The sequence below is a fragment of the Alteromonas sp. KUL17 genome (assembly GCF_006538305.1).
Taxonomy (GTDB): Bacteria; Pseudomonadota; Gammaproteobacteria; order Enterobacterales; family Alteromonadaceae; genus Alteromonas; species Alteromonas macleodii.
Genome location: NZ_BJKJ01000032.1, coordinates 17853 through 38649 on the forward strand (window position 1 = coordinate 17853; position 20797 = coordinate 38649).

At 45.2% G+C, this 20797-nt stretch carries 16 protein-coding genes; 11 read left to right on the forward strand and 5 right to left on the reverse strand.

Going from position 1 to position 20797, the window contains the following annotated elements; all coding sequences use genetic code 11:
* Positions 1 to 391: 391 nt before the first annotated feature.
* The 4 genes from rimK to KUL49_RS18840 are packed head-to-tail and all read left to right on the forward strand — an operon-like array spanning position 392 to position 3887.
* Positions 392 to 1297, forward strand: a complete 906-nt coding sequence (rimK, locus tag KUL49_RS18825; protein ID WP_014950820.1) for a 30S ribosomal protein S6--L-glutamate ligase — start codon at positions 392 to 394, stop codon at positions 1295 to 1297.
* A gap of 48 nt (positions 1298 to 1345) precedes the next feature.
* Positions 1346 to 2377, forward strand: coding sequence for a succinylglutamate desuccinylase/aspartoacylase family protein (locus KUL49_RS18830; RefSeq protein ID WP_014950821.1), 1032 nt, complete (start codon positions 1346 to 1348; stop codon positions 2375 to 2377).
* A 17-nt stretch (positions 2378 to 2394) separates the two neighbouring features.
* Positions 2395 to 2829 carry a RimK/LysX family protein gene (locus tag KUL49_RS18835; protein WP_014950822.1) on the forward strand — a complete coding sequence of 145 codons (435 nt, stop codon included), beginning with the start codon at positions 2395 to 2397 and terminating at the stop codon, positions 2827 to 2829.
* Positions 2830 to 2888: 59 nt separating this feature from the next.
* Positions 2889 to 3887 (forward strand): amino acid ABC transporter substrate-binding protein, encoded by a 999-nt coding sequence (locus tag KUL49_RS18840; protein WP_242633895.1) that lies wholly within the window; start codon positions 2889 to 2891, stop codon positions 3885 to 3887.
* Here KUL49_RS18840 and KUL49_RS18845 read toward each other — a convergent pair.
* A complete protein-coding gene (locus KUL49_RS18845; RefSeq protein ID WP_014950824.1) occupies positions 3847 to 4491 on the reverse strand; it encodes a response regulator transcription factor in 645 nt (214 codons plus the stop codon). The genes KUL49_RS18840 and KUL49_RS18845 overlap by 41 nt on opposite strands.
* Before the next feature lie 18 nt (positions 4492 to 4509).
* Complete coding sequence (acs, locus tag KUL49_RS18850) at positions 4510 to 6456, reverse strand: acetate--CoA ligase (RefSeq protein ID WP_131138264.1); 1947 nt, start codon at positions 6454 to 6456, stop codon at positions 4510 to 4512.
* 245 nt (positions 6457 to 6701) lie between these two features.
* Here acs and KUL49_RS18855 point away from each other — a divergent pair, with 245 nt between their 5' ends.
* Positions 6702 to 7865, forward strand: coding sequence for a DcaP family trimeric outer membrane transporter (locus KUL49_RS18855; protein ID WP_014950826.1), 1164 nt, complete (start codon positions 6702 to 6704; stop codon positions 7863 to 7865).
* Between the two features lie 92 nt (positions 7866 to 7957).
* Here KUL49_RS18855 and KUL49_RS18860 read toward each other — a convergent pair whose 3' ends face one another.
* The 3 genes from KUL49_RS18860 to KUL49_RS18870 form a co-directional block, all read right to left on the reverse strand.
* On the reverse strand, positions 7958 to 9112 hold the full coding sequence (locus KUL49_RS18860) for a Na/Pi symporter (protein ID WP_131138274.1): 1155 nt from the start codon (positions 9110 to 9112) through the stop codon (positions 7958 to 7960).
* Between the two features lie 110 nt (positions 9113 to 9222).
* A complete protein-coding gene (locus KUL49_RS18865) occupies positions 9223 to 10275 on the reverse strand; it encodes an aldo/keto reductase (RefSeq protein ID WP_014950828.1) in 1053 nt (350 codons plus the stop codon).
* 82 nt (positions 10276 to 10357) lie between these two features.
* Positions 10358 to 11416, reverse strand: a complete 1059-nt coding sequence (locus KUL49_RS18870; protein WP_131138265.1) for a chemotaxis protein — start codon at positions 11414 to 11416, stop codon at positions 10358 to 10360.
* A gap of 393 nt (positions 11417 to 11809) precedes the next feature.
* Between KUL49_RS18870 and KUL49_RS18875 the strand changes: the two genes are divergently transcribed.
* From KUL49_RS18875 to KUL49_RS18900, 6 genes are all read left to right on the forward strand, one after another.
* Entirely contained in the window at positions 11810 to 14287 is a 2478-nt protein-coding gene (locus KUL49_RS18875) for a S8 family serine peptidase (RefSeq protein WP_131138266.1), read from the forward strand.
* 92 nt (positions 14288 to 14379) lie between these two features.
* Entirely contained in the window at positions 14380 to 15225 is an 846-nt protein-coding gene (locus tag KUL49_RS18880) for a DUF6689 family protein (protein WP_014950831.1), read from the forward strand.
* A gap of 154 nt (positions 15226 to 15379) precedes the next feature.
* On the forward strand, positions 15380 to 16219 hold the full coding sequence (locus KUL49_RS18885; RefSeq protein WP_075177944.1) for a GAF domain-containing protein: 840 nt from the start codon (positions 15380 to 15382) through the stop codon (positions 16217 to 16219).
* A 79-nt stretch (positions 16220 to 16298) separates the two neighbouring features.
* A complete protein-coding gene (locus tag KUL49_RS18890) occupies positions 16299 to 19457 on the forward strand; it encodes a serine/threonine-protein kinase (RefSeq protein ID WP_131138267.1) in 3159 nt (1052 codons plus the stop codon).
* The gene (locus KUL49_RS18895) at positions 19450 to 20139 is read left to right on the forward strand and encodes a sensor histidine kinase (protein ID WP_131138268.1); all 690 of its coding nucleotides are present in this window, start codon (positions 19450 to 19452) and stop codon (positions 20137 to 20139) included. Before KUL49_RS18890 ends, KUL49_RS18895 begins: the two co-directional genes overlap by 8 nt.
* Entirely contained in the window at positions 20136 to 20765 is a 630-nt protein-coding gene (locus KUL49_RS18900; RefSeq protein ID WP_131138269.1) for a response regulator transcription factor, read from the forward strand. The genes KUL49_RS18895 and KUL49_RS18900 overlap by 4 nt, the downstream gene beginning before the upstream one ends.
* The last annotated feature ends 32 nt before the right edge of the window (positions 20766 to 20797 follow it).

Here is a 20797-nt window from a genome sequence, read left to right on the forward strand (position 1 = left end):
ACACCCCCGAACACTTACATTAGTATGCGCGCAAAAATGACTTGTCTAATTAATACCAGTCCGCATAGATAATTACCCACTCAGCGAGAGTTAAAATGTTCGTAATCGCGGCGTGTTACCGCAGGCATAGTGGTTCTACATCAAGGTGACACAACAAAGAGTACGGACATTTTAAACTCGCCCTTCGGGAAGGTCTGGCAAGCTTCCTAGCTTCATTCTGGGAATTTGAAAGGGAACAGCCATTCCTGCATTCCCACGCTTCGCTAGGAAACTTGCCAGCGCCTTCTGAATGGGCAATTATCTATACGGATTGGTATCATCACGTTCTAACGTGGTAATAGATTGGTCAATAAAACGACAAAATAAAACACAAACTACAGGCTTTTTTATAATGCGCATTGCAATTCTTTCTAGAAATCCTCGTCTTTACTCTACTTCACGCTTAGTCGAAGCTGGGCAGGCTCGCGGGCATCAGGTTGACGTTATCGATACCATGCACTGCTACATGGATATCACCAGTGCGCGACCGTCGGTTCGCTATAACGGTAAGCGACTACCCTATTACGATGCAGTGATCCCGCGAATTGGCGCATCGGTTAGCTTTTACGGCACATCGGTCGTTCGCCAATTTGAAATGATGGGCACATACAGCCTTAACGAGTCAGTAGCGATTAGCCGCTCTCGAGATAAATTGCGTTCGTTGCAGCTTTTATCACGTAAAGGCATCGGTATGCCGAGAACAGGCTTCGCACACCACCCTGACAAAATCGACGATGTTATTAAGACGGTTGGCGGCGCCCCAGTGGTTATTAAGTTGCTTGAAGGCACGCAAGGTATTGGCGTGGTATTGGCAGACACGCAAAAAGCGGCAGAGTCGATCATTGAAGCCTTTATGGGTCTTAACGCCAGTATTTTAGTACAAGAATTCATTAAAGAAGCGGGCGGTGCAGATATTCGTTGCTTCGTGGTAGGTGGAAAAGTTGTAGCAGCGATGAAGCGCCAAGCAGCACCTGGGGAATTCCGCTCTAACCTTCACCGTGGCGGTCAGGCAAGTTTAGTTCGTCTAAGTCCAGCGGAACGCAAAACTGCGGTAGATGCGGCTAAAACGATGGGACTAAATTGTTGTGGCGTAGATATTCTTCGTTCGAACAACGGTCCAGTCGTTATGGAAGTAAACTCTTCGCCGGGCCTTGAAGGCATTGAGAAAGCGACCAATAAAGATGTCGCCAGCATGATCATCGAGTTCATTGAAAAAAGCGCAGAGCCGCACAAAACAAAAACCCGTGGAAAGGGCTAGCGCCCTTTAACCTTTGCTATGCAATAACGTAAATATAGGAAAACGTTAGTGGTAAATGATGTTTTAAGAATTGGGGGTGAAAACATTGCTCCTGGCGAAACAAAAAAGATTGAGTTAGAAATGCCGCCGTTGTACACGGCCACCAATATGAGCATTCCGGTTTACGTTAAACGAGGAAAGCGACCAGGTCCCATTATGTTCGTCAGCGCAGCCATTCACGGTGACGAATTAAATGGCATCGAAATAGTAGGCAGACTTATCCGCTCAAAAGCGATTGAACGCCTAAGAGGAACCCTTATCGCGGTGCCTATGGTTAATGTGTACGGCGTACTAAACCAGTCTCGTTATTTACCCGATAGACGCGATTTGAACCGCAGTTTTCCAGGGAGTAAAAAAGGTTCGCTTGCCGGTAGATTAGCCAACTTGTTTTTCAAAGAAGTGGTAAGTAAGTGCGATGTCGGCATTGACCTTCATACCGGCGCTATACACCGTAGTAACTTGCCTCAGATTCGCGCTGACTTAGACGACCCAGAAGTACTGGAAATGGCAAAAGCGTTTGGCGTACCTGTACTTCTTAACGCAGAGTTACGCGATGGCTCTTTGCGCGAATCGGCCAGTGAAAGTGGCGTTAAAATTCTGCTTTACGAAGCAGGCCAAGCGTTACGTTATGACGAGTTTTCTATTCGTGCCGGCGTAAGAGGCATTATTAATACCATGCGTCATTTGGGCATGCTGAATAAAAGCCGCAGTAAGGGCCACAGTATCGAGCGTTTTATAGCGCGCCAAAGTGGATGGGTTCGCGCGCCAGAAAGTGGCTTTGTGACGCATCTAGCACAGCTAGGTGACCATGTTGAGAAAGGTGACAAACTGGCCATTATTGCTGATCCGTTTGGCAATTATTTAGACAGCCTTGAAAGCCCTGCAGAAGGTGTTGTAATTGGTAAACAAAATATTCCGCTTACCCAAGAAGGTGAAGCGGTATACCACATTGCATACTTTTCAGAGCCTGATACTGTTGCAGAACACGTAGAATTATTACAAGACAATTTATTGCCACCAGAACAGGGTCCTGTTTTATAAAATTGGTAGAAAAACTGATGAACAATAAAAAAATTGTTGGTGCGGTAGAGCTGTGCGATTTACCCAAACTCGCCATCTCTGATTTGAACGTACGCGTTGATACAGGGGCGGCAACGTCTTCACTTCACGTTGATAACATTGAAGAGTTTGATCAAGACGGTGAATTATGGATTAAATTTGATATTCATCCGGACATTCACAACGTTGAACGCGTGGTTCGCAGAGAAGCACGTGTAGAAGGACAAAAACGCGTAAAAAGCTCAACGGCTACACTTGAGAAGCGCTATGTTATAATTACGCCTATAATAATGGACGGGTACCAGTGGGATATTCAGTTAACCCTAACGGACCGCTCTGAAATGACCTATTTGATGCTGCTCGGAAGAGAAGCGATGAGTGGTCAATTTATTGTAGACCCCGAACACGACTTTTTGCTGACGGGGAAAGACTAGCAATACAAGTTTGCCAATGGTTAAACAACGTTAATACCTGCGGCAACTTGCAGTAAGGCATGCGTTTAGTGCATGAAATACAAAATATGGACGTTACGAAAAAAGCCCTAAGTGTTGCCGCTTTACTGTTGAGTGTATTTACACTATTGAGTGCTCATGCTCAGCAGCAAAACACAAATGAGGTAAGTACTGACTTACCTCACACCGTTCTCCGCTTGCCAAATATTCATCCTGGACGAGACGCCGTATACGCCTACGCTAAACGTCTTCTCACAGAATCACTGCGCGTTACTGAACCTCAATACGGTTCTTTTGAACTGATTGTCAGCGACCAAGAAACGGCGCAAGAACGTCAACTACGCAGCCTTGAACACAACATGCTAGACGTGACGTGGAGCGTTACCTCGACAGAGCGTGAACGTCAGTTCCTGCCCATTCGCATTCCCATTATGGCGGGTCTTTTTGGTAAGCGTGCACTGCTGGTCAGAGAAGGCGATACGCGACTTAAAGAAGTAAAGTCATTAAACGCGTTACGAGCATACCGCGCGGTTTTGGGCTACGACTGGCCCGATACGAAGATATTTCGCGCAAACGATATCCCAGTGTTGGAAACGACCTACCGGGCGTCATTTCGCATTGTTTCGGAAGGCTTCGCCGATATGTTTCCAAGAAGCGTAATGGAAATCAAAGAGGAGCTATCAGACAAAACCCTTTCTCGCGGCCTAACTATTGATGAACACCTTATAATATCGTATCCAAGCCCCATCTTTTTCTTTGTAGGAAGCGACAATCAGGCATTAGCCGGGCGGATAGCTGAAGGTCTGTTAAGGCTCTTCGAAACGGGTAAGTTTCAGGAGCTACTGTTAGCTCACGATAACTTTAGAGAAGGTATGGCACTTACCGAAGGGCGAACGGTTATTGAAATTGACAATCCTTTGCTCAGTGAACAAAGCCGCTTGGCATTAGAAAAGTTCTTACCGGAATTTGCTACCTCAGAAGCCGTGCTTAAGTTCGACGTTACTGAACCGGCGGCTCCAACTCAAGTTGTGAAGCAATAAGTACCGCTTGTGTGCGGTTGTTTATGCCCAACTTTTTAAAGATAGCAGTAACATGCGCTTTAACCGTGGCCTCTGCGATATCTAAATTAAAGCCAATTTGCTTGTTAAGCAAGCCGTCTCGCATGTAACAAAGCACCTTGTATTGCGAAGGTGTTAGCGAGGCAACTTTGTCCGCTAATTCAGAGAACTCTTCATTCACCTCATCAACGTCTTCACTTAAGTTATCAGGTAGCCATACATCGCCATCCAGAATTGCTTCTACGGCGTTTGCAATATCTTGCGCACTGGCAGTTTTTGGGATGAATCCTAGCGCGCCCACGCTAATAATCTTTGAAATAAGTGTGGTGTCTTCTGTGCCAGAGACTACGGCAACAGGAAGTTCGGGAAAGAGTTTTCGAATATGCAGCAAGCCAAACAAATCATTGCTACCCGGCATGTGCAAATCAAGCAGCAATAAGTCGATATCCTCGTTGTTGAGAATATCGACTGTAGTGTTAAGGTCTCCCGCCTCTTTGAGGGTTAAGGCTGGAAGTGACAACGACAACGCGCCTCTTAGTGCATCGCGATACAGCGGATGATCATCAGCGATTAGAAGGGTTATCATTGTCTATATCCTTAGTTTCTACTTATTTAGACGTTCCTCTATCAGTGTATCAACAACCGATGGATCCGCCAACGTAGATGTGTCACCTAATTGCTCATGCTCATTGGCGGCAATCTTACGCAAAATACGGCGCATTATTTTACCAGAGCGGGTTTTAGGTAATCCGCGAGACCATTGGATCATATCAGGTGTAGCAATCGGGCTTAGCTCTTGACGCACCCACGCCTTAAGCTCTTTAGTAAGGGCTTCATCTGCTTCAACCCCTTCATTTGGCGTTACGTAAACGTAGATACCCTGCCCTTTGATATCATGTGGGAAGCCAACAACGGCAGCTTCAGCCACTTTAGGATGGGCAACAAGTGCGCTTTCGATTTCAGCGGTGCCCAAACGGTGTCCAGAAACGTTTAACACGTCATCTACACGACCGGTGATCCAGTAAAAGCCATCTTCGTCGCAACGAGCACCATCACCGGTGAAGTACACACCTTTGTAAGCGCTAAAGTAGGTGTTGATAAAGCGCTGATGATCGCCATAAACCGTTCGAGCTTGGCTCGGCCAGCTGTCTTTAATAACAAGATTACCTTCTGCTGCCCCTTCAAGCTCATTACCGTCAGCATCAAATAGCGCAGGCTGAATGCCGAAGAATGGACGAGTCGCTGAGCCAGGTTTCAACTCCGTAGCGCCAGGTAAAGGCAGGATCATGTGTCCACCTGTTTCTGTCTGCCACCATGTATCGATGATAGGACAACGGCTCATACCAATTACGCGGTGGTACCATTCCCATGCTTCAGGATTAATAGGTTCACCTACTGTTCCTAACAGACGAAGCGATGAGACATCACACCCTTCAGCTGGAACATCTCCGTGGGCCATTAATGCGCGGATCGCAGTTGGTGCGGTATATAAACTATTTACTTTGTATTTTTCCACTACCTGAGCAATACGCTTAACGTCTGGATAGGTTGGTACACCCTCAAAGAACACTTGTGATGCGGCGTTCACCATAGGGCCATAAACCATGTAGCTGTGGCCTGTGATCCAGCCTACATCAGCGGTACACCAATAAACATCGTCTTCTTTGTAGTCAAAGGCATATTTAAAGGTCATCGCAGAATATAAGAGATACCCGCCCGTGGTGTGTACTACACCTTTTGGCGTTCCAGTAGAGCCTGATGTATAAAGGATAAACAGTGGGTCTTCCGCGTTAATTACCTCTGGTTCACACTGCGCTGACACGCCATCAACAGCGTCATGCCACCACACATCGTGCTTAGCATTCCAGTCTACTTCTCCTCCTGTGAGCTTATGAACTAAAACATGAGTAATAGACGGACACGCATCACCAGACAGTGCTTTATCCACATTCGCTTTCAGTGGAATACTTCTTCCAGCACGACGGCCTTCATCAGCAGTAATCACGACTTTGGCGTTGCTGTCATTGATACGATCGGCAATAGCGTTAGGTGAAAATCCACCGAAAATCACCGAGTGCACTGCACCAATTCGGGCACACGCTAGCATGGCGTAGGCAGCCTCAGGTACCATGGGCATGTAAATCGCAACACGATCACCTTTTGCTACGCCCATTTCTTTAAGTGCATTCGCTAATTTACAAACTTCATAGTGCACTTGTTGATACGTGATATCTTGGCTATCTTCTGGTGAGTCACCTTCCCAGTGAAAGGCGACTTTTGTGGCATTATCAGCTAGATGGCGGTCAATACAGTTATAGCTGGCATTTAACTCACCATCTTCAAACCACTTAATAGACACATCGTTTTCACCAAACATTGTGTTTTTAATTTTGGTGGGCTTTTGATACCACTCAAGCATGGATGCGTGCTCAGCCCAGAACGCTTCAGGTTGCTCTACAGATTGCTTATACATCTCATCATATTGAGATGCGGTTAAATGTGTAGACTGAAGAATGTTCTCAGGCACAGGATAAGTTTTGCTGGCGGTCATAAAGATTGCCTCCAATATCAATGATGTAAAATTCTTGTTGTATGGTGAAACACTCTAGCCATTCACCCACAAAGCAAAATGAGACTTTGGTCTTAGCAGCATACAACTAAGGTTCTACTAGAAAAGTATTACGACTATAGTCTTATGCGACCATTGGCTTATTTAATTTTGAGATAATAAGTACACAATCAGCAATGCTAACGTTGAATTTACATTTATTTAACCACTTTTTTGGAACAGACACGATGAAAGCTAAAATAAAAAATACGGCTACAGCAGTAGCGCTGTGCCTGGCAGCATCTACAGGTGCAGCACAAGCAGCAACAATCGGCGACACAAGTGTGAAATTCACAGGCTACATTAAAGTCGACGCTATGGTTAGTGACTACTCAGATGGCACCATTGCATCAGGTAGCGTAGGTCGCGATTTCTATATTCCTTCACTAACACCTGTTGGTGGCGTTGACGAAGATCCACAATTTGACGCGCATATCAGAACGTCACGATTCCGCTTTGCTACTTCTACTCCAACTGCTGAAGGCGATACCATTAACGGTGTTTTCGAGCTCGACTTCATTGTAACGAGCGGCGGTGATGAGCGTATCAGTAACTCTTACGTGCCTCGTGTTCGCCATGCATACCTTACCTACAAAAACTGGTTGGTAGGTCAAACTTGGACGACATTCATGGACGTTGGTTCACTACCAGAGTCTCTTGATTTCATTGGTACGACTGACGGTATTACCTTTGGTCGTCAAGTTATGGTGAGATATACCAACGGCGGCCTTCAGCTTGCGCTTGAAAACCCAGAATCAACCATTACGCCATTTGGCGGTGGTAGCCGAATTACGAGTGACGACAACAGCGTTCCAGACTTTGTAGCTGCCTATACGTCAAAGTATGACTGGGGTTATGTAAAAGTTGCGGGCTTATTAAGACAGTTGTCTTACGATAATGCCGCTGGCATTGATGCGGACGAAACCAGCTTTGGTGTATCGGTAACCGGTAAATACAATTTGTCTAATGGCGACGATATTCGCTTCACGTTCAACACGGGTAAAGGTTTAGGCAGATACTCTGCGCTAAACGCAGTTAATGGTGCAGTACTTACCGAAAGCGGCGACCTTGAAGCCATAGACTCAACAGGTTACGGCATTGCGTATCGTCACAAGTGGAGCGAAAAAGCGCGCAGTAGCATCATGTTCTCGGCGTTTGAAGCAGACAATGACGTATCATTAACAGGTTTAGCCACCACTGAAAGCACTTATAGTACACGTGTAAACTACTTGTACTCGCCAACTAAAGCGCTAACCGTTGGTGCTGAATACGCTTTCGCAAAGCGTGAGATTGAAGCCGGCCTTGAAGGCGACATGAACCGCTTCCAAGTTTCAGCAAAATACGCATTCTAAGAAATGCGCTAAGTTAAAAAAGAGAAACGGCACTGAGCTCATCAGCGCCGTTTTTTTGTGCATACAGAAAATAGAATGGCGCGCTACGTTAGCTACATAGTGGTGAAGATAATACCCAAAGGCATAATAAAAAATAAGCCACCGATATAAGCTGCACCGTACATTTTCCGCTCTGCCGCTATCACTGATAATTGATAAGACAAATTGAGCGGAATATTGCGCAATAAAGGCAGCCCGTAAATAAGCGTAACGCCCAGAACGTTATAAATCAGGTGCACAAGCGCTATTTGTAGTGCAAATCCACTATTAACCCCCACTACACCCAACGCTGCGATAAGCGCAGTGATACAGGTGCCTATATTCGCGCCCAATGTGAACGGATAGATATCCTTAGCTTTTAAAATTCCACTACCAACCAAAGGTACCATAAGCGATGTAGTAGTTGACGAGGACTGCACTAGCACTGTCATCACAGCACCCGACGTTATTCCAGAGAGCGGACCTTTTCCTATGCTGGTATGCAATAACGCCTTTGCCTTGCCCACCATAAGTGATTTCATAATTTTACCCATGTAGGTAATTGAAAACATAATAAGGCCAATGCCAAGAATTATTTTCGCTACGCCCGGATAAATAGAAGGTAAAAAGGAGAATGCTTGTGTAACTAAGTCTGTTACCGGTTGCGTCATCGCTTTAATAGGATTAACACCAGACACACCGATGGCTTCACCAGTATGAAGAAGCGCAACCAATTGGGCACTTAAAAACTCCAAAATACCAAACGCCATTTCAAGAGGTAAGAAAATTAGTACCGACAGTACATTGAAGAAGTCATGAATAGTGGCCGCATTGAAGGCTCTTTGAAACTCTTCTTTTTTTGCAACATGACCGAGGCTCACCAGGGTGTTGGTAATACTGGTCCCAATATTGGCACCCATCATCATGGGTATAGCGATAGTTATGGGTAAACCACCCGCTACCATTCCGACAATAATAGAGGTAACCGTACTTGAAGACTGAATAAGTGCGGTACACACCATACCAATAATCAATCCCATGACAGGATTAGAAGCAAAACTAAAAAGAGATTTCGCGTGGTCGCCAGTAGCAAATTTGAATCCGCTGCCAATCATGCTAACAGCTAATAACATCACATAGACTAACAAGGCTAAAAGAAGCCACTTACGCCAGTTATGTGCTTTTTCTAGCACGCTGTTCTGGGCTAGTTGAGGGTCAATCATTGACATAATACGCACAACTTCATACTTGAAAAACTCATAATATGACGTGCGTATTACACAAAAATGACGGGGAGTGAAGTGCTACCCCGCCATTCTTAGGAAGAAAATAAATTCGCTTAGAAGCCTAAAGGATACTGCCTTAGTACACTGTGAATGTCGTCCAATGTTTCCTTCGAAAGTGAAATATCAAACGCGTCTATATTTTCTTTAAGTTGAGGCACAGTGGTAGCACCAATAATTGTTGAGGTAACACCAGGCACTTGCTTACACCACGCCAAAGCGAGCTGCGAAGGTGTTATTCCTGCGTTTTCTGCAATCTTCATATATTCTGCTGTAGCTGCCTGCGCTGGCGCTTTATCTCTAAATAACCCCATACGCTGAGCTAGTGTCCAACGACTACCTTCCGGTCTGGCTCCATCCTGATACTTACCACTTAACATACCCGTTGCTAACGGCGACCACGGAAGGTAAGCAATGTTCTCTAGTTCACACATTTCAATTAAATAAGGCCAGTCTTTCGCATGAAGTAAACTGAACTCATTTTGGATAGAAACTGGAAGCGGCATATCCAGCTCTTTGCAAAGTGTAAGAAAGGCGTGAATGCCCCAAGGCGTGTCATCTGACAGCCCCCAGTGTCTAATTTTCCCTTCATCCAGCGCGCGCTTAATGCCTAAAAGGATGTCACGCATACCATCCAGTTCTTTTTCTCGATTGGTTTTGGTTGGATCAGCACCATCCGGCCAATGCTTACCGAAATGAGGTGTAACTCTATTCGGCCAATGAAGCTGGTAAACGTCGATATAATCGGTTTTTAAGCGCTCTAATGAATAGGTGAGTGCGTTTGCGATAGCGTCAGCTGTAATGGGCCCTGCGTTGCGAATGTACTTCAAACCGCTGCCAGCGATTTTGGTCATTAAAACAATGTCAGAGCGCTTTGATTCGTTCCGTGAAATCCAATTACCGATAATGCGCTCTGTATCGCCATAGGTATCTACATTTGGGGGAACAGGATACATTTCGGCCGTATCGACAAAGTTCACGCCTTTATCCAGGGCGAACGCCATTTGCTCGTCTGCATCTTGCTGGGTGTTTTGAATACCCCATGTCATTGTGCCCAAACACACATCCGACACCTGTAAGTCGCTATTTCCTAAGCGGTTAAACTTCATTTTTGCTTCTACCTTGCTTGGCTTATACCTTATTGATGCAATAATGAGTCGACCGCTTAAGAAATAAAAGTGCCCTCTGTGGTTATGAGGCTTTCTTAGTGGCCAACTCGGCTTCTACACTTGCTAGCCGCGCCTCAATATCTCTTTTGGACTCGACCATTTCATTCGCCAATTCTGCGAGTGATTTTAACTCTGCAAACCCTAACTTTCTCGTATCAATCATTTGATACTGACGCTTACAGCGATAAAAGAAAGTAAGAAAGTTAACAAAAGCTCGGTGAAATGTCGCAAAACTCTTGATCAATACCAGAATTAACACGATAGACGTGAGCGCAGCAATACTTAGACTGTAAACACGCACTTGGCCTTCTTGTTGTTCAATCATAGGTTTCAATGCGGTATCGACACCTTTTAGCTGTGTCTCCACATTATGTGCGCTTTGTCTGAACTCTCCGCGAAGGCCTTCATTGTGAGTTACACCAAACGTTGTGAACGCATCAACTAATTGCAACAGCGCTTCTCTATATTGTATCAATGACTCATCAAGCGCCGAACTATTGCGGTAATCAGCAACTAAACGCTCAGTCATTTCGTTCATCAACTTCGCATAATACCCTTCTTGGGTTATTTGATAATTTCGCGTGGCGAGTTGAATATTGGTTAACAACTCTCTTGATAATGGGTCTTGAGAAAGTGTCCCTTCGTTGAGTACCTTTTCTAGCTCGGAAATACGCCCTCTCAGCCCGTCATTTTGCGTGAGCCCAATTCGCTCTTGAAGCGAGACAACCTGTTGGAATACCCCGCTGTAGGCCTCCATTGAGGCAGACAGGCTTTCGACATCGGCCACAGGAAGACGGTATTCATTGAACATGGGGACAAGGGTAGTAAGTCGCCCTTTGAACAAATACGACTGCTGAAGAAACTTGTCAAAGTAATCGGTGTCGTGGCGAAGTAAAAAATCCTTTTCGTGTCGTCTCATCTGAAGCAAATCTTGCCCCATTCTCAGTAGCGCATCTCGCTGCTGATTTAAGCCAATTAAACGCTGAGTGAAATAGTGCTGACTTATCACCAGCATAGCCATTCCAATCACACAGATAAGGGTCATTAAAACCAATCGAGACTTAATTGAATCAAACTTCATGACAAACTCCTCTTGGGAGAAAACAGAGCGAACAAGGCATAAACAAAAACTAATAAATATTTAAATTTCGCCAACATACGTCATTACTATAGGTGCTTAACGTGACATTTTTTATTAAACCTTTGTAGCAATTTTGCGCATTATTACATCAAAAAAAGTCACACATTTAGGGTGAAACCCCTATGTTCGAACAAAATTCAAACGGCCACTATTAGTGCGTACTTTGCTGCGATGACGTTAATCAAAAAACGCCGCGTTTTAATCAAGTACATGGCACGAATGCCATGCGCTTCAACAACATAAACGCGTTCGGTAATGCTAACGACACAACAAGTCAAATGATTGTCTTAAGCATCTAAGAAAAAGCGCAGCCTCAAGAATTTGGAGAAGAATATGAAGAAGTTCGCCCTATCTACGTTAGCTGCAGCTATGCTAGCAAGCCCTTCAGCCCACACATTTGCCGATGCTTACATCGGCTCACAAATGGCTGAGAAACTTGTGTCGCTCTCCCCTGCTGAATCGCTGATGGCTGTTGTTACGTACGATCAAATGTCACCACTTGCCGAGTCACAAATTACGCAATTATTAAACTTGGGTATTACAGAAGGCGTGCAATTTAAGAACCTTCCAATCATTGGTGTGGTGGCAACGAAGGCGCAAATTGAGGCTATTGCTCAATTCGACGGTGTACGATCAGTTTTTGCGAACCGCGAAATGAAGCTATACAACGCTGATGCACGTGAGATCACAGGTGTTGCTGATTTGCAGGGCGAAGGATTTGCTTCAAGAAACAACGTTGAGTTCACTGGTAAAGGCTCAACTATTTTAGTGATTGATTCAGGTATTGACGCTTCTCACCAAGACCACTTCTTTGGCGATACTGTGGTTGATAACGTGCAAGCAATATTGAATCCGGGTGCGCTTTCTATCGTTGGCGTAACGGGTCCAACACTATCAAACCAAGTGAATACCGACCTAAACTCAGGACACGGCACACACGTTGCCGGTACTATCGCGGGTAGCGGTGTAATGTCTGATGGCAAGCACCGTGGAGCAGCCCCAGATGCTGACATCATTGGCTATGGTTCAGGCGCAGCAGTGCTGCTTTTAGATACTATCGGCGGCTTCGACTACGCAATTAGCAAGCAATACACCTTCGACAACCCTATCAAAGTTATCAGCAACTCGTGGGGTTCTAGCGGCAAGTACGAACCACTCGGCCCTGTTTCGTTGGCAAGTTACAAAGCACATAACATGGGAATGATTAGTGTATTCGCAGCAGGTAACGATGGCCCTGGTGAAGACTCGCATAACCCATATGCACAAATTCCTTGGGGTATCTCTGTAGGTGCGGGTGACAAGTTCGGAAAACTCGCTGGCTTTTCATCTCGCGGATTAAAAGGCGAGACTGGCGACTTTACAATGCCTGACGGCACGCAATGGACGTATAACAACGAAGTCTCTGTTGTCGCTCCAGGTGTGGACATTATCTCTACTCGCGCCGTACTGAACGCCGCCGCGAATGGTGGAGACGCAGACATAGATGCAATTGAACCTCAGAACCTTCCTTTCTACACCATGATTTCTGGCACATCTATGGCGACACCGCATGTTTCAGGCATTATCGCATTGATGCTGGAAGCGAACCCGAATCTTGATAACGCGACCATTAAGCGCTTGCTGCAAGAGACAGCCACTAACATGCCTGGTTATGAGCGCTGGGAAGTCGGAGCGGGTTACGTTAATGCACGTTCAGCAGTTGCTGCTGCCCTACTTGAAGATATGGACCATAAAGTCACGGTTAATAACTTAGATGGTAAAAGCTTTAAGGCAAATGCACTTGTAACCACCAGCGATCGAGTAGAAAACTTCGATGTTTTTTATTCACCGGTAGGAGAGCCTGAGGTTATTCCTTTTGAAGTAGGTACAGAAGAGGTACTTGTTAAAGCGTCTGCCGATAGTTTTGCAAATTTGACCAAGCTTGTTCTTGTAGCCCCTGACGGCACTGAATATCGCGGTAACTTAACTACGCCAGTTCTTTCTACCACCATGCGTGTTGCTGCACCAGCCATGCCTGGTACGTGGGGCGTATATGTTTATGGTTTAACATCACTCTCTGGTGTAGAAGCTGACCCATTAGGTTTAACTAACGGCCCAGGTTTACCTGAAACATTTAATGTAACCGTGTCGTTCGAAAATAGCGGCGGCTTTGAAGGTATGGACGATGTAGAAGGTCACCCTCAACAAAACGCCATAGAGTTCGCGGTAAGTGAGCGCTTAATGGACGCCATCAATAGTCGAGGCTTCTCACCTGATGCGCGTCTTAAACGCAAGGACTTTGCGCGCTATGCGGTTATGGGTGGAGCCGTTAGACAGTACCGTGACCTCTTGAATGAAGAACGTCCTAATATTGGTTCAGTACCTGGTTTTGACAAAGCGTTCGTTGAATCAGTAATGGTTAAAGGTGGCGCACTTAAAGATAAGCTTCGTACACAGTCTCCTGTACTTCGCAGCGAAAATGGTAGTGCTGACCCGTTCGCTAGTGTTACTAAGCTAGATATCGCTTACTCACTGGTACAGATGCTTGGCTTGGAAGAAGCAGCACTTAGTTTTGACCCTAACGCCGACATCGTTGTTGACTATAACGGTGAGCAAATTGTGCTAGAAGATCAAGACAGTATTCCGGCTGATATGAAAGGCTACGTTCAGTTAGCACTTACTTTGTCGTTGATTAACGCAGAGTTTGGTGTAGAGCAAAGTCCATTCAGCATCACGCCTAGTATCACTGCGAGCTTCGCGCCAGATACGGTTATAACAAGAGCGCATTACGCTGTATTGGCTTCGCGCTTCTTTGCTCAGTATTTCGAATAAAATCGCAAACCACTGAAAACGGTGCCATTATATTAATTGATAATGGCACCATTTTAGGTTAAATTTTAACCAATACTGAAAGAGGTCATCCTATGATGTTTACTGCGATGAAATTCAGACAACTTACTACCGTTGTTGCCACCACAGCTCTACTTTTGTTTTCCACTGCACAAGCACAGGTAGTCACGCCTACAACTCTCACTGTCGACGACAACAAGATTCAGGCCAAACTGACGCTAAGCAGCTTAATTGAAGTAGATTTAACTGTAGAGTTCGAAAACAGTATTGGCCTTAATGCTAACAACATTGACATTACCGCTGAGCTGCTTGACCCCACAGACTTGACCATTACAGACCGCCTGCCCTCAGCACTAACAAGCGCTGTTTCGGGTTTTCCGGTTCTTGTATCAATCTCTCCGAAAGCTGACGCCGGTTTTGGATTTGAAGGTTTAGCGATGGTTGAGCTTTACACTAAAGCTATCCACTACACGCCAACCATTCCATGGCGCTTGTTTACGTCTCACGACGGTGGCGAGTTTGAAGACATAACAACGTTAACGTCATCAGGCAGTTTTCGTGCACGCGGCAGCACAGGACAATTTTCAGATTTTATTATCTTATTAGATAATCGCCCATCAGGTTCTGTTATCAATGACAAAGTTGCTTCTTTAAGCACGATCGTAAATGGCAATCGCAATAAAATTGCTGCGCTATTAGAGGCAGCCATAGACAGTGGAATAAACGATGTCCAATCGGCATTGGCGGTAAACGATGACGATGCGGCACTGGCTGCTGTAGATAGCCTTATATCGCTTATTGATAATGCGTCTGGCAATGAAATTGCAGATGTATGGCGCTCAAGTGGTGACGTTGTGAACGTGAAAGGTTTACTACTTACTCAGCTACAAACATTACGCTTTAGCTTAAGAACATTGTAAATCAAGCTGGAAACTGAAACGTTTAATAGCGTCGAAACCAGAGCAATTAAACCAGCGTTTGGCGTCACTGATAAGCAAGAAACTCTCTTATTTGTGTAATTTTATACAAACAGATGGGAGGAGATGGCACCAGTGACGCGACGAGGAATATGCCATGCCGTTACAAATAGCCTTTACAGAAAATAACGGAAGTGTAAGTGAGCACTTGCTTTTTGAAGGTCGCGAGTATCAGGTCGGCCGCGCTGAAAGCGCGGACATCGTTATTCCCCACCCCCAAGTTTCTCGCTCTCATATTGTATTACGAGCAAACAAACAAGCTGACAACGATCACGTTTGGCAGCTAAATGACATGAGCTCTACAGGGTGCTTCAGTGCGGGAATTCAAATAAAGCACCTGACGCTAGACAAACCCCATGTATTACAGCTTGGTCCAGTACCCTGTGAATTTACTCCCCTTGCGCTCAATAATGTGGTCAAACTTGACAGCCAACGAGAGTGGAGAAAGCAACAACTAAAGCAGTACCAAACGCAGCTTCAACAGTGTAATAGCAGTACTGCTCTTATTAACCTTGCCAGAGAATGTTTAACCCAATCATTAGGGTGTGAACGGGCATCACTCATTTTGTTTGATAAGATAAATAACTATCAACTCGGGATAGGCTATGAAAGCTGGATGCAAGGTGAGGACTTTACCGGTAGCCGTACTATCATCAACCAGTGCATGCAAGCTAACGCTGTTCGTGCCATTGGCAATATCGTTTGCGACAAATCGTTAAACAAGCAGCATAGTATAATCAGTCACGGCATTCAGGCTGCCATCTGTGTACCTGTTTGTATTGATGAAAAGCCCGTTGGCGTATTGTACGCAGACTCGACGCTGGGACGCCGTTACTTTACCCAAACGGACATAGATTTTGCCACCTCTTTAGCGAATATGATTTCGATGCGTTTGTTATTCCACACAATTGAGCATAAACTTTCACTTATAAGCTAAAATAAAAATAACAATTTAGTGACGCAATTCATCTATTCGATTTCGTCGCTGTAGTGGTTAGTGAAGTGTGGAGAAGGCTTTGAACAGGCCCGATGTATTCTCGTCGCAAAACAATTCTCTTAAAACTGAGGCGCTAGCTTTAGGGATTTCTATTGCGCCAAATTCCCGTTTAGCTAACCGGTTTCGAATTGTTGAACAACTTGGCTCAGGTGCTCAGGCCGCCGTTTTCAGCGCCATCGATGAATTACTTGATGTGAAAGTTGCACTTAAGGTCATTGACGGTGGCGCCAGCGACCCGGTTAAAATGCAAACCATCCGCAATGAAGTCAACATCGCTAGGCAACTACAGCATCCTAATATCATCCGTGTTCATGACGTTTTCTCTGATGGAGATACCGCCTTTTTTACAATGGCGTTTATTGAAGGCGAGCCTTTGTATACACGCATTCAACAACCTATCAGCAAAGCCGATTTCGACAAGTGGCAGCAACAGCTCGTTGAGGCACTGTTGGCCTGTAAATCGATAGGCATTAAACATGGCGATATAAAGCCAGACAATATCCTTCTTGATCACAATGAAGACATTAAACTGATCGACTTTGGAATTGGGCAGAGCGCTGCGTCTGGCGCTCAAACGAGCGGACACCAACGCTATACCGCTCCTGAAGTCATCCAAACTGGAAAAGCGAGCGAACATTCTGACACCTACAGCTTAGGAAGAGTTTTAGAAGATATGCTGGGCTGTGTCCAAAAAGAAGGATTGGGCTTTTCTCAATACCTGTGGACGAAAAAACGCAAAGCTTGTATTGATCAATTAATACACCATTTGCCAGCGAAGAGACTCTCTTTGGAGCAAGCGCTTAACATTAGCTCATCAGGCGATAACGGCAGTGCTAATGTAACTTACAAAACCCTTGTCACCTTTTCCGCCATTGCCATATTGGTACTTGTGATTAGCGCCAGCATTTTTTCTTACTCTTGGTATCAAAAAACGCAACCCAGACTGCCCTCTGATACTCCTATTCAGCTACTCGTACTCAATGACCCTCAATATCCACTTTTAGATACGATAAACACGTTACTGCGCTATCCCCTGTCTACTCATCCTCACATTGTTTTAGATGATAAAGCGCAAACCCAAACATTGATGTCAAACTTAGCGTTATCCCCATTTAATAACGACAATGACAGAGTAGACTTAGCGGCTTCCACGTCGGTAAACAGCGTATTATTACTTGATGCTACGCCTACCAGTAGCGATAGTTACTTACTTCACGCCAGCGTACTTAGTATGCCCGCTAACAAACCTATTTTTACCGTGTCGCATAATGTAAATGCAAACACCCTGTCAGATGATTTAAGTGTATTTGCTAACAAGCTCATTCAATCGTTATTTGACGCCATCGAAACGCAATCGCCCCAACCACTTCCTGACTTACGCTACCTTGATGCCTTGGATACCGCTTGGCAAAAAGGAGAAGCGTTAAATAGCGCAGACACCGTTGAGGCGATTATAGCAACCACACCGGACTATCCGGGTGGATGGGTGGCAAAGGCTCGAAACGATTTAAATACGGGCGACTATGACGGTGCCAGGCAAGCGGTAGAAACTTTATTCCAACTCTCTGACTTGGCAGTGTATTGGCGTTTACAGGGCGAGCTATTAAGAGCAGAGCTAAACGAAGATCTGTCTCTTGCTCAACAATCAATAGATGCGCTTGTTTCTCAGTTCCCTGACAGACCAGACTTGCTGTCGATGCGTGCAGACATATATCAGTGGGCTGGCGAAGATGCCAAAGCAATGTCCGACTATAAAGCTGCTTTAGTCCTTCGCCCCAATAATGGACAACTTTGGTTTGAACTTGCTCGTCTGCAAATTATTAATGGGGACATTGAAACTGCCACCAGCGACTCATTAACTCGAGCACTCGTAGCGTTTCGTCACGCAAAAGATCCCCGAGGCGAGAGTTTAGTACTTAACGCTTTTGGTATTGCTTACCTACGTACAGCTGACAATGTGGCTGCAGCGCAGTATTTTAAAGACGCACTGGCATTGCGTGATGCAAAAACGCAGCCCTCTCAGCGGGCTAAAACCTTAGCCAACCTTGCCATCGCCACATCTCTTACGGGCGACTATGCCACCGCAGAGGCGTCATTAGAAGAAGCGGTAAAATTACTCCACGATTTAGGTGACTTGGCACAAGAAGCCCATGTAAACGATACACTAGGTTTTATGTTTGAAGAGCGAGGCCAGTTCGCAAGAGCGTTAGAGTACTACAAACGCGGTCTTGATATTCGTGTGCAAACCGATGACAAGGTGCTTCAGCCGCAAAGTATGAGCAACGTGGCCTATATGCATTTTCTAATTGGAGATATCTCTCTAGCTGAGATTTACTGGCAGCAGGCGAAAATGCTATTTGAAAGAAATGGGGACGAGTCTCACTTACTTCGAACCCATCAAAATCTTGCACAATTGAGTTTGGTAAAAGGGGACAAGAATACCGTCACCAATTATTTAACCACTGTCGAGCAACGACTCGGTACACAGCACAATCAAGAAAAGCTTTATAACCACCTGCTATTCAGCTACTTAAACTTTGCAAACGGAAATTTGACTGAAGCCACGCAGCACGCCGCTGACGCAAGGCGCTTAGCTCAGGCTTCTGAAGATGTCAGAGCCCAAACCGAGGTATTACTGTGGCAGGGAGAGATGTGTTTACTTACCGCAAACTGGTTATGCCTAGAAAACAGTCTTGAAACCGTGACGCCCACCATTAGCGAAGAGCGCCACGAGCAATTTGCCGTTTATCAATGGTTAACATTGGGATTGAAACATCATAAAGGCACACTAAATAACGAACGAGACGAGATCTACACTACACTTGTCGATAACACCAACGTACCGGTAATCACTGAAATTAAAATTCTGCTCGACATGCAGCAGCGGCTTTCTTTGAATGAAAATAGCAGCGCCATGGAGAAGCTTGGCTCGCTCATTAAACCAACCTACTACCAGCCTTACCTGCAGTGGCTATACGTAAAGGCGTCACTAGGTGATGAAGAGTCCATCGAAAAGTTAAAGCAAAAATTAGCGTTATATCCTAACTACTGGCGGAACCACCTTTACTATCGCGCCATACCAGGTAAAGAAGACACGGTGGATGACTTAACATCCAAATGGCTATCTCAATTACCTGAGCAACAGGTTGGAGACTACAGGAACGCCTATTTTGACTGACTTGACCACCGAGATAGAGAACATTAAAGCGTTACAGGCGACCCTTCAGGCTCGATTAGATGCTGACCAAGAGGTTTTGCAACAGCTCGCAAAACGATTGTGGGCTCAACAAGAATCAGAAAAAGCGAAGCTTTCTCGTGAATTACATGATGGGATTGGTCAGCTGCTCACAGGGCTGACTCGAAGACTGCAAGCATTATCAACCTCATCGCCTGAGCTTGAGGCACTACACGGCATCGCTGAAATGGCGTTAAATGATGTCAGACAATTATCGCGGCTAATGAGCCCAACAATCCTTGATGACTTAGGTCTTAAGCCAGCACTTAACTGGCTTTGTAGAAATTTGCTTAGTGGTGAAGACATTGAATATCACACCGAGATTACCGTACCACCTGATCTGCCCAAAGATATAAGCACATTATTATTTAGAATTGCGCAAGAAACGCTGGTTAATGCTATAAAACACAGTGAGGCCACCAACCTTACTTTATCAATTTCTTACCATCATCACGTTATTCGTTTGGATATTCTTGATAATGGTGTAGGGTTTGATAGTAAAGCCATAGAGCCCGGCATTGGCCTTTCTAGTATTCGCGACAGAGCAGAAGCGTTCAATGCGACACTGGAAATAGACTCTGCAGTAGGGCAAGGCACCAGAACAACAGTAACGGTACCCGTATGACAATTCGTGTAGTGCTAGCCGATGACCATGTGCTTATGCGTCAAGGCGTGTCTCAAATGCTAAATGCCAACCCAGATATTAACGTAGTGGGAGAATGCGACGATGGTGTCGCGCTAATCGCTGCTGTGTTAAAGCTCTCGCCAGATGTTATTTTAATGGACATTTCGATGCCACGTATGAGTGGTCTGGTCGCTATTGATAAAATTCTATCTCAGCGCAGTGACGCGAAAATTCTTGTGCTTTCTATGCACAACGAAGTGGAATACATTGAAGCCATGCGCGACGCAGGCGCTAAAGGCTACATATTAAAAGAATCTTCCGGTGAAAGCCTGGTTGAAGCCATCAAGAAAGTGGCCGCAAACAAAACCTGTTTTCCCGATGAACTAACCCAGTCATCTAGCGATCAATGCCAAAAGCACGTATCGCCACTAAGTGTATTAACTAGAAGAGAGCGAGAAGTTTTTTTCTTAGTTGCTGCAGGCAACACCAGTAAGAAGATTGCTGAGCTATTAGATATGAGCCTTAAAACTGCAGAAAATCACCGCAGTAATATTTATAAGAAGCTTAATTTAAGCAGTTCGGCAGAGCTTATCAGAATGGCAGGAAAAGCAGGCTTGCTAGAGTAGTTGGTCTTTATTCTCAGTGTGAAACTCTTTTC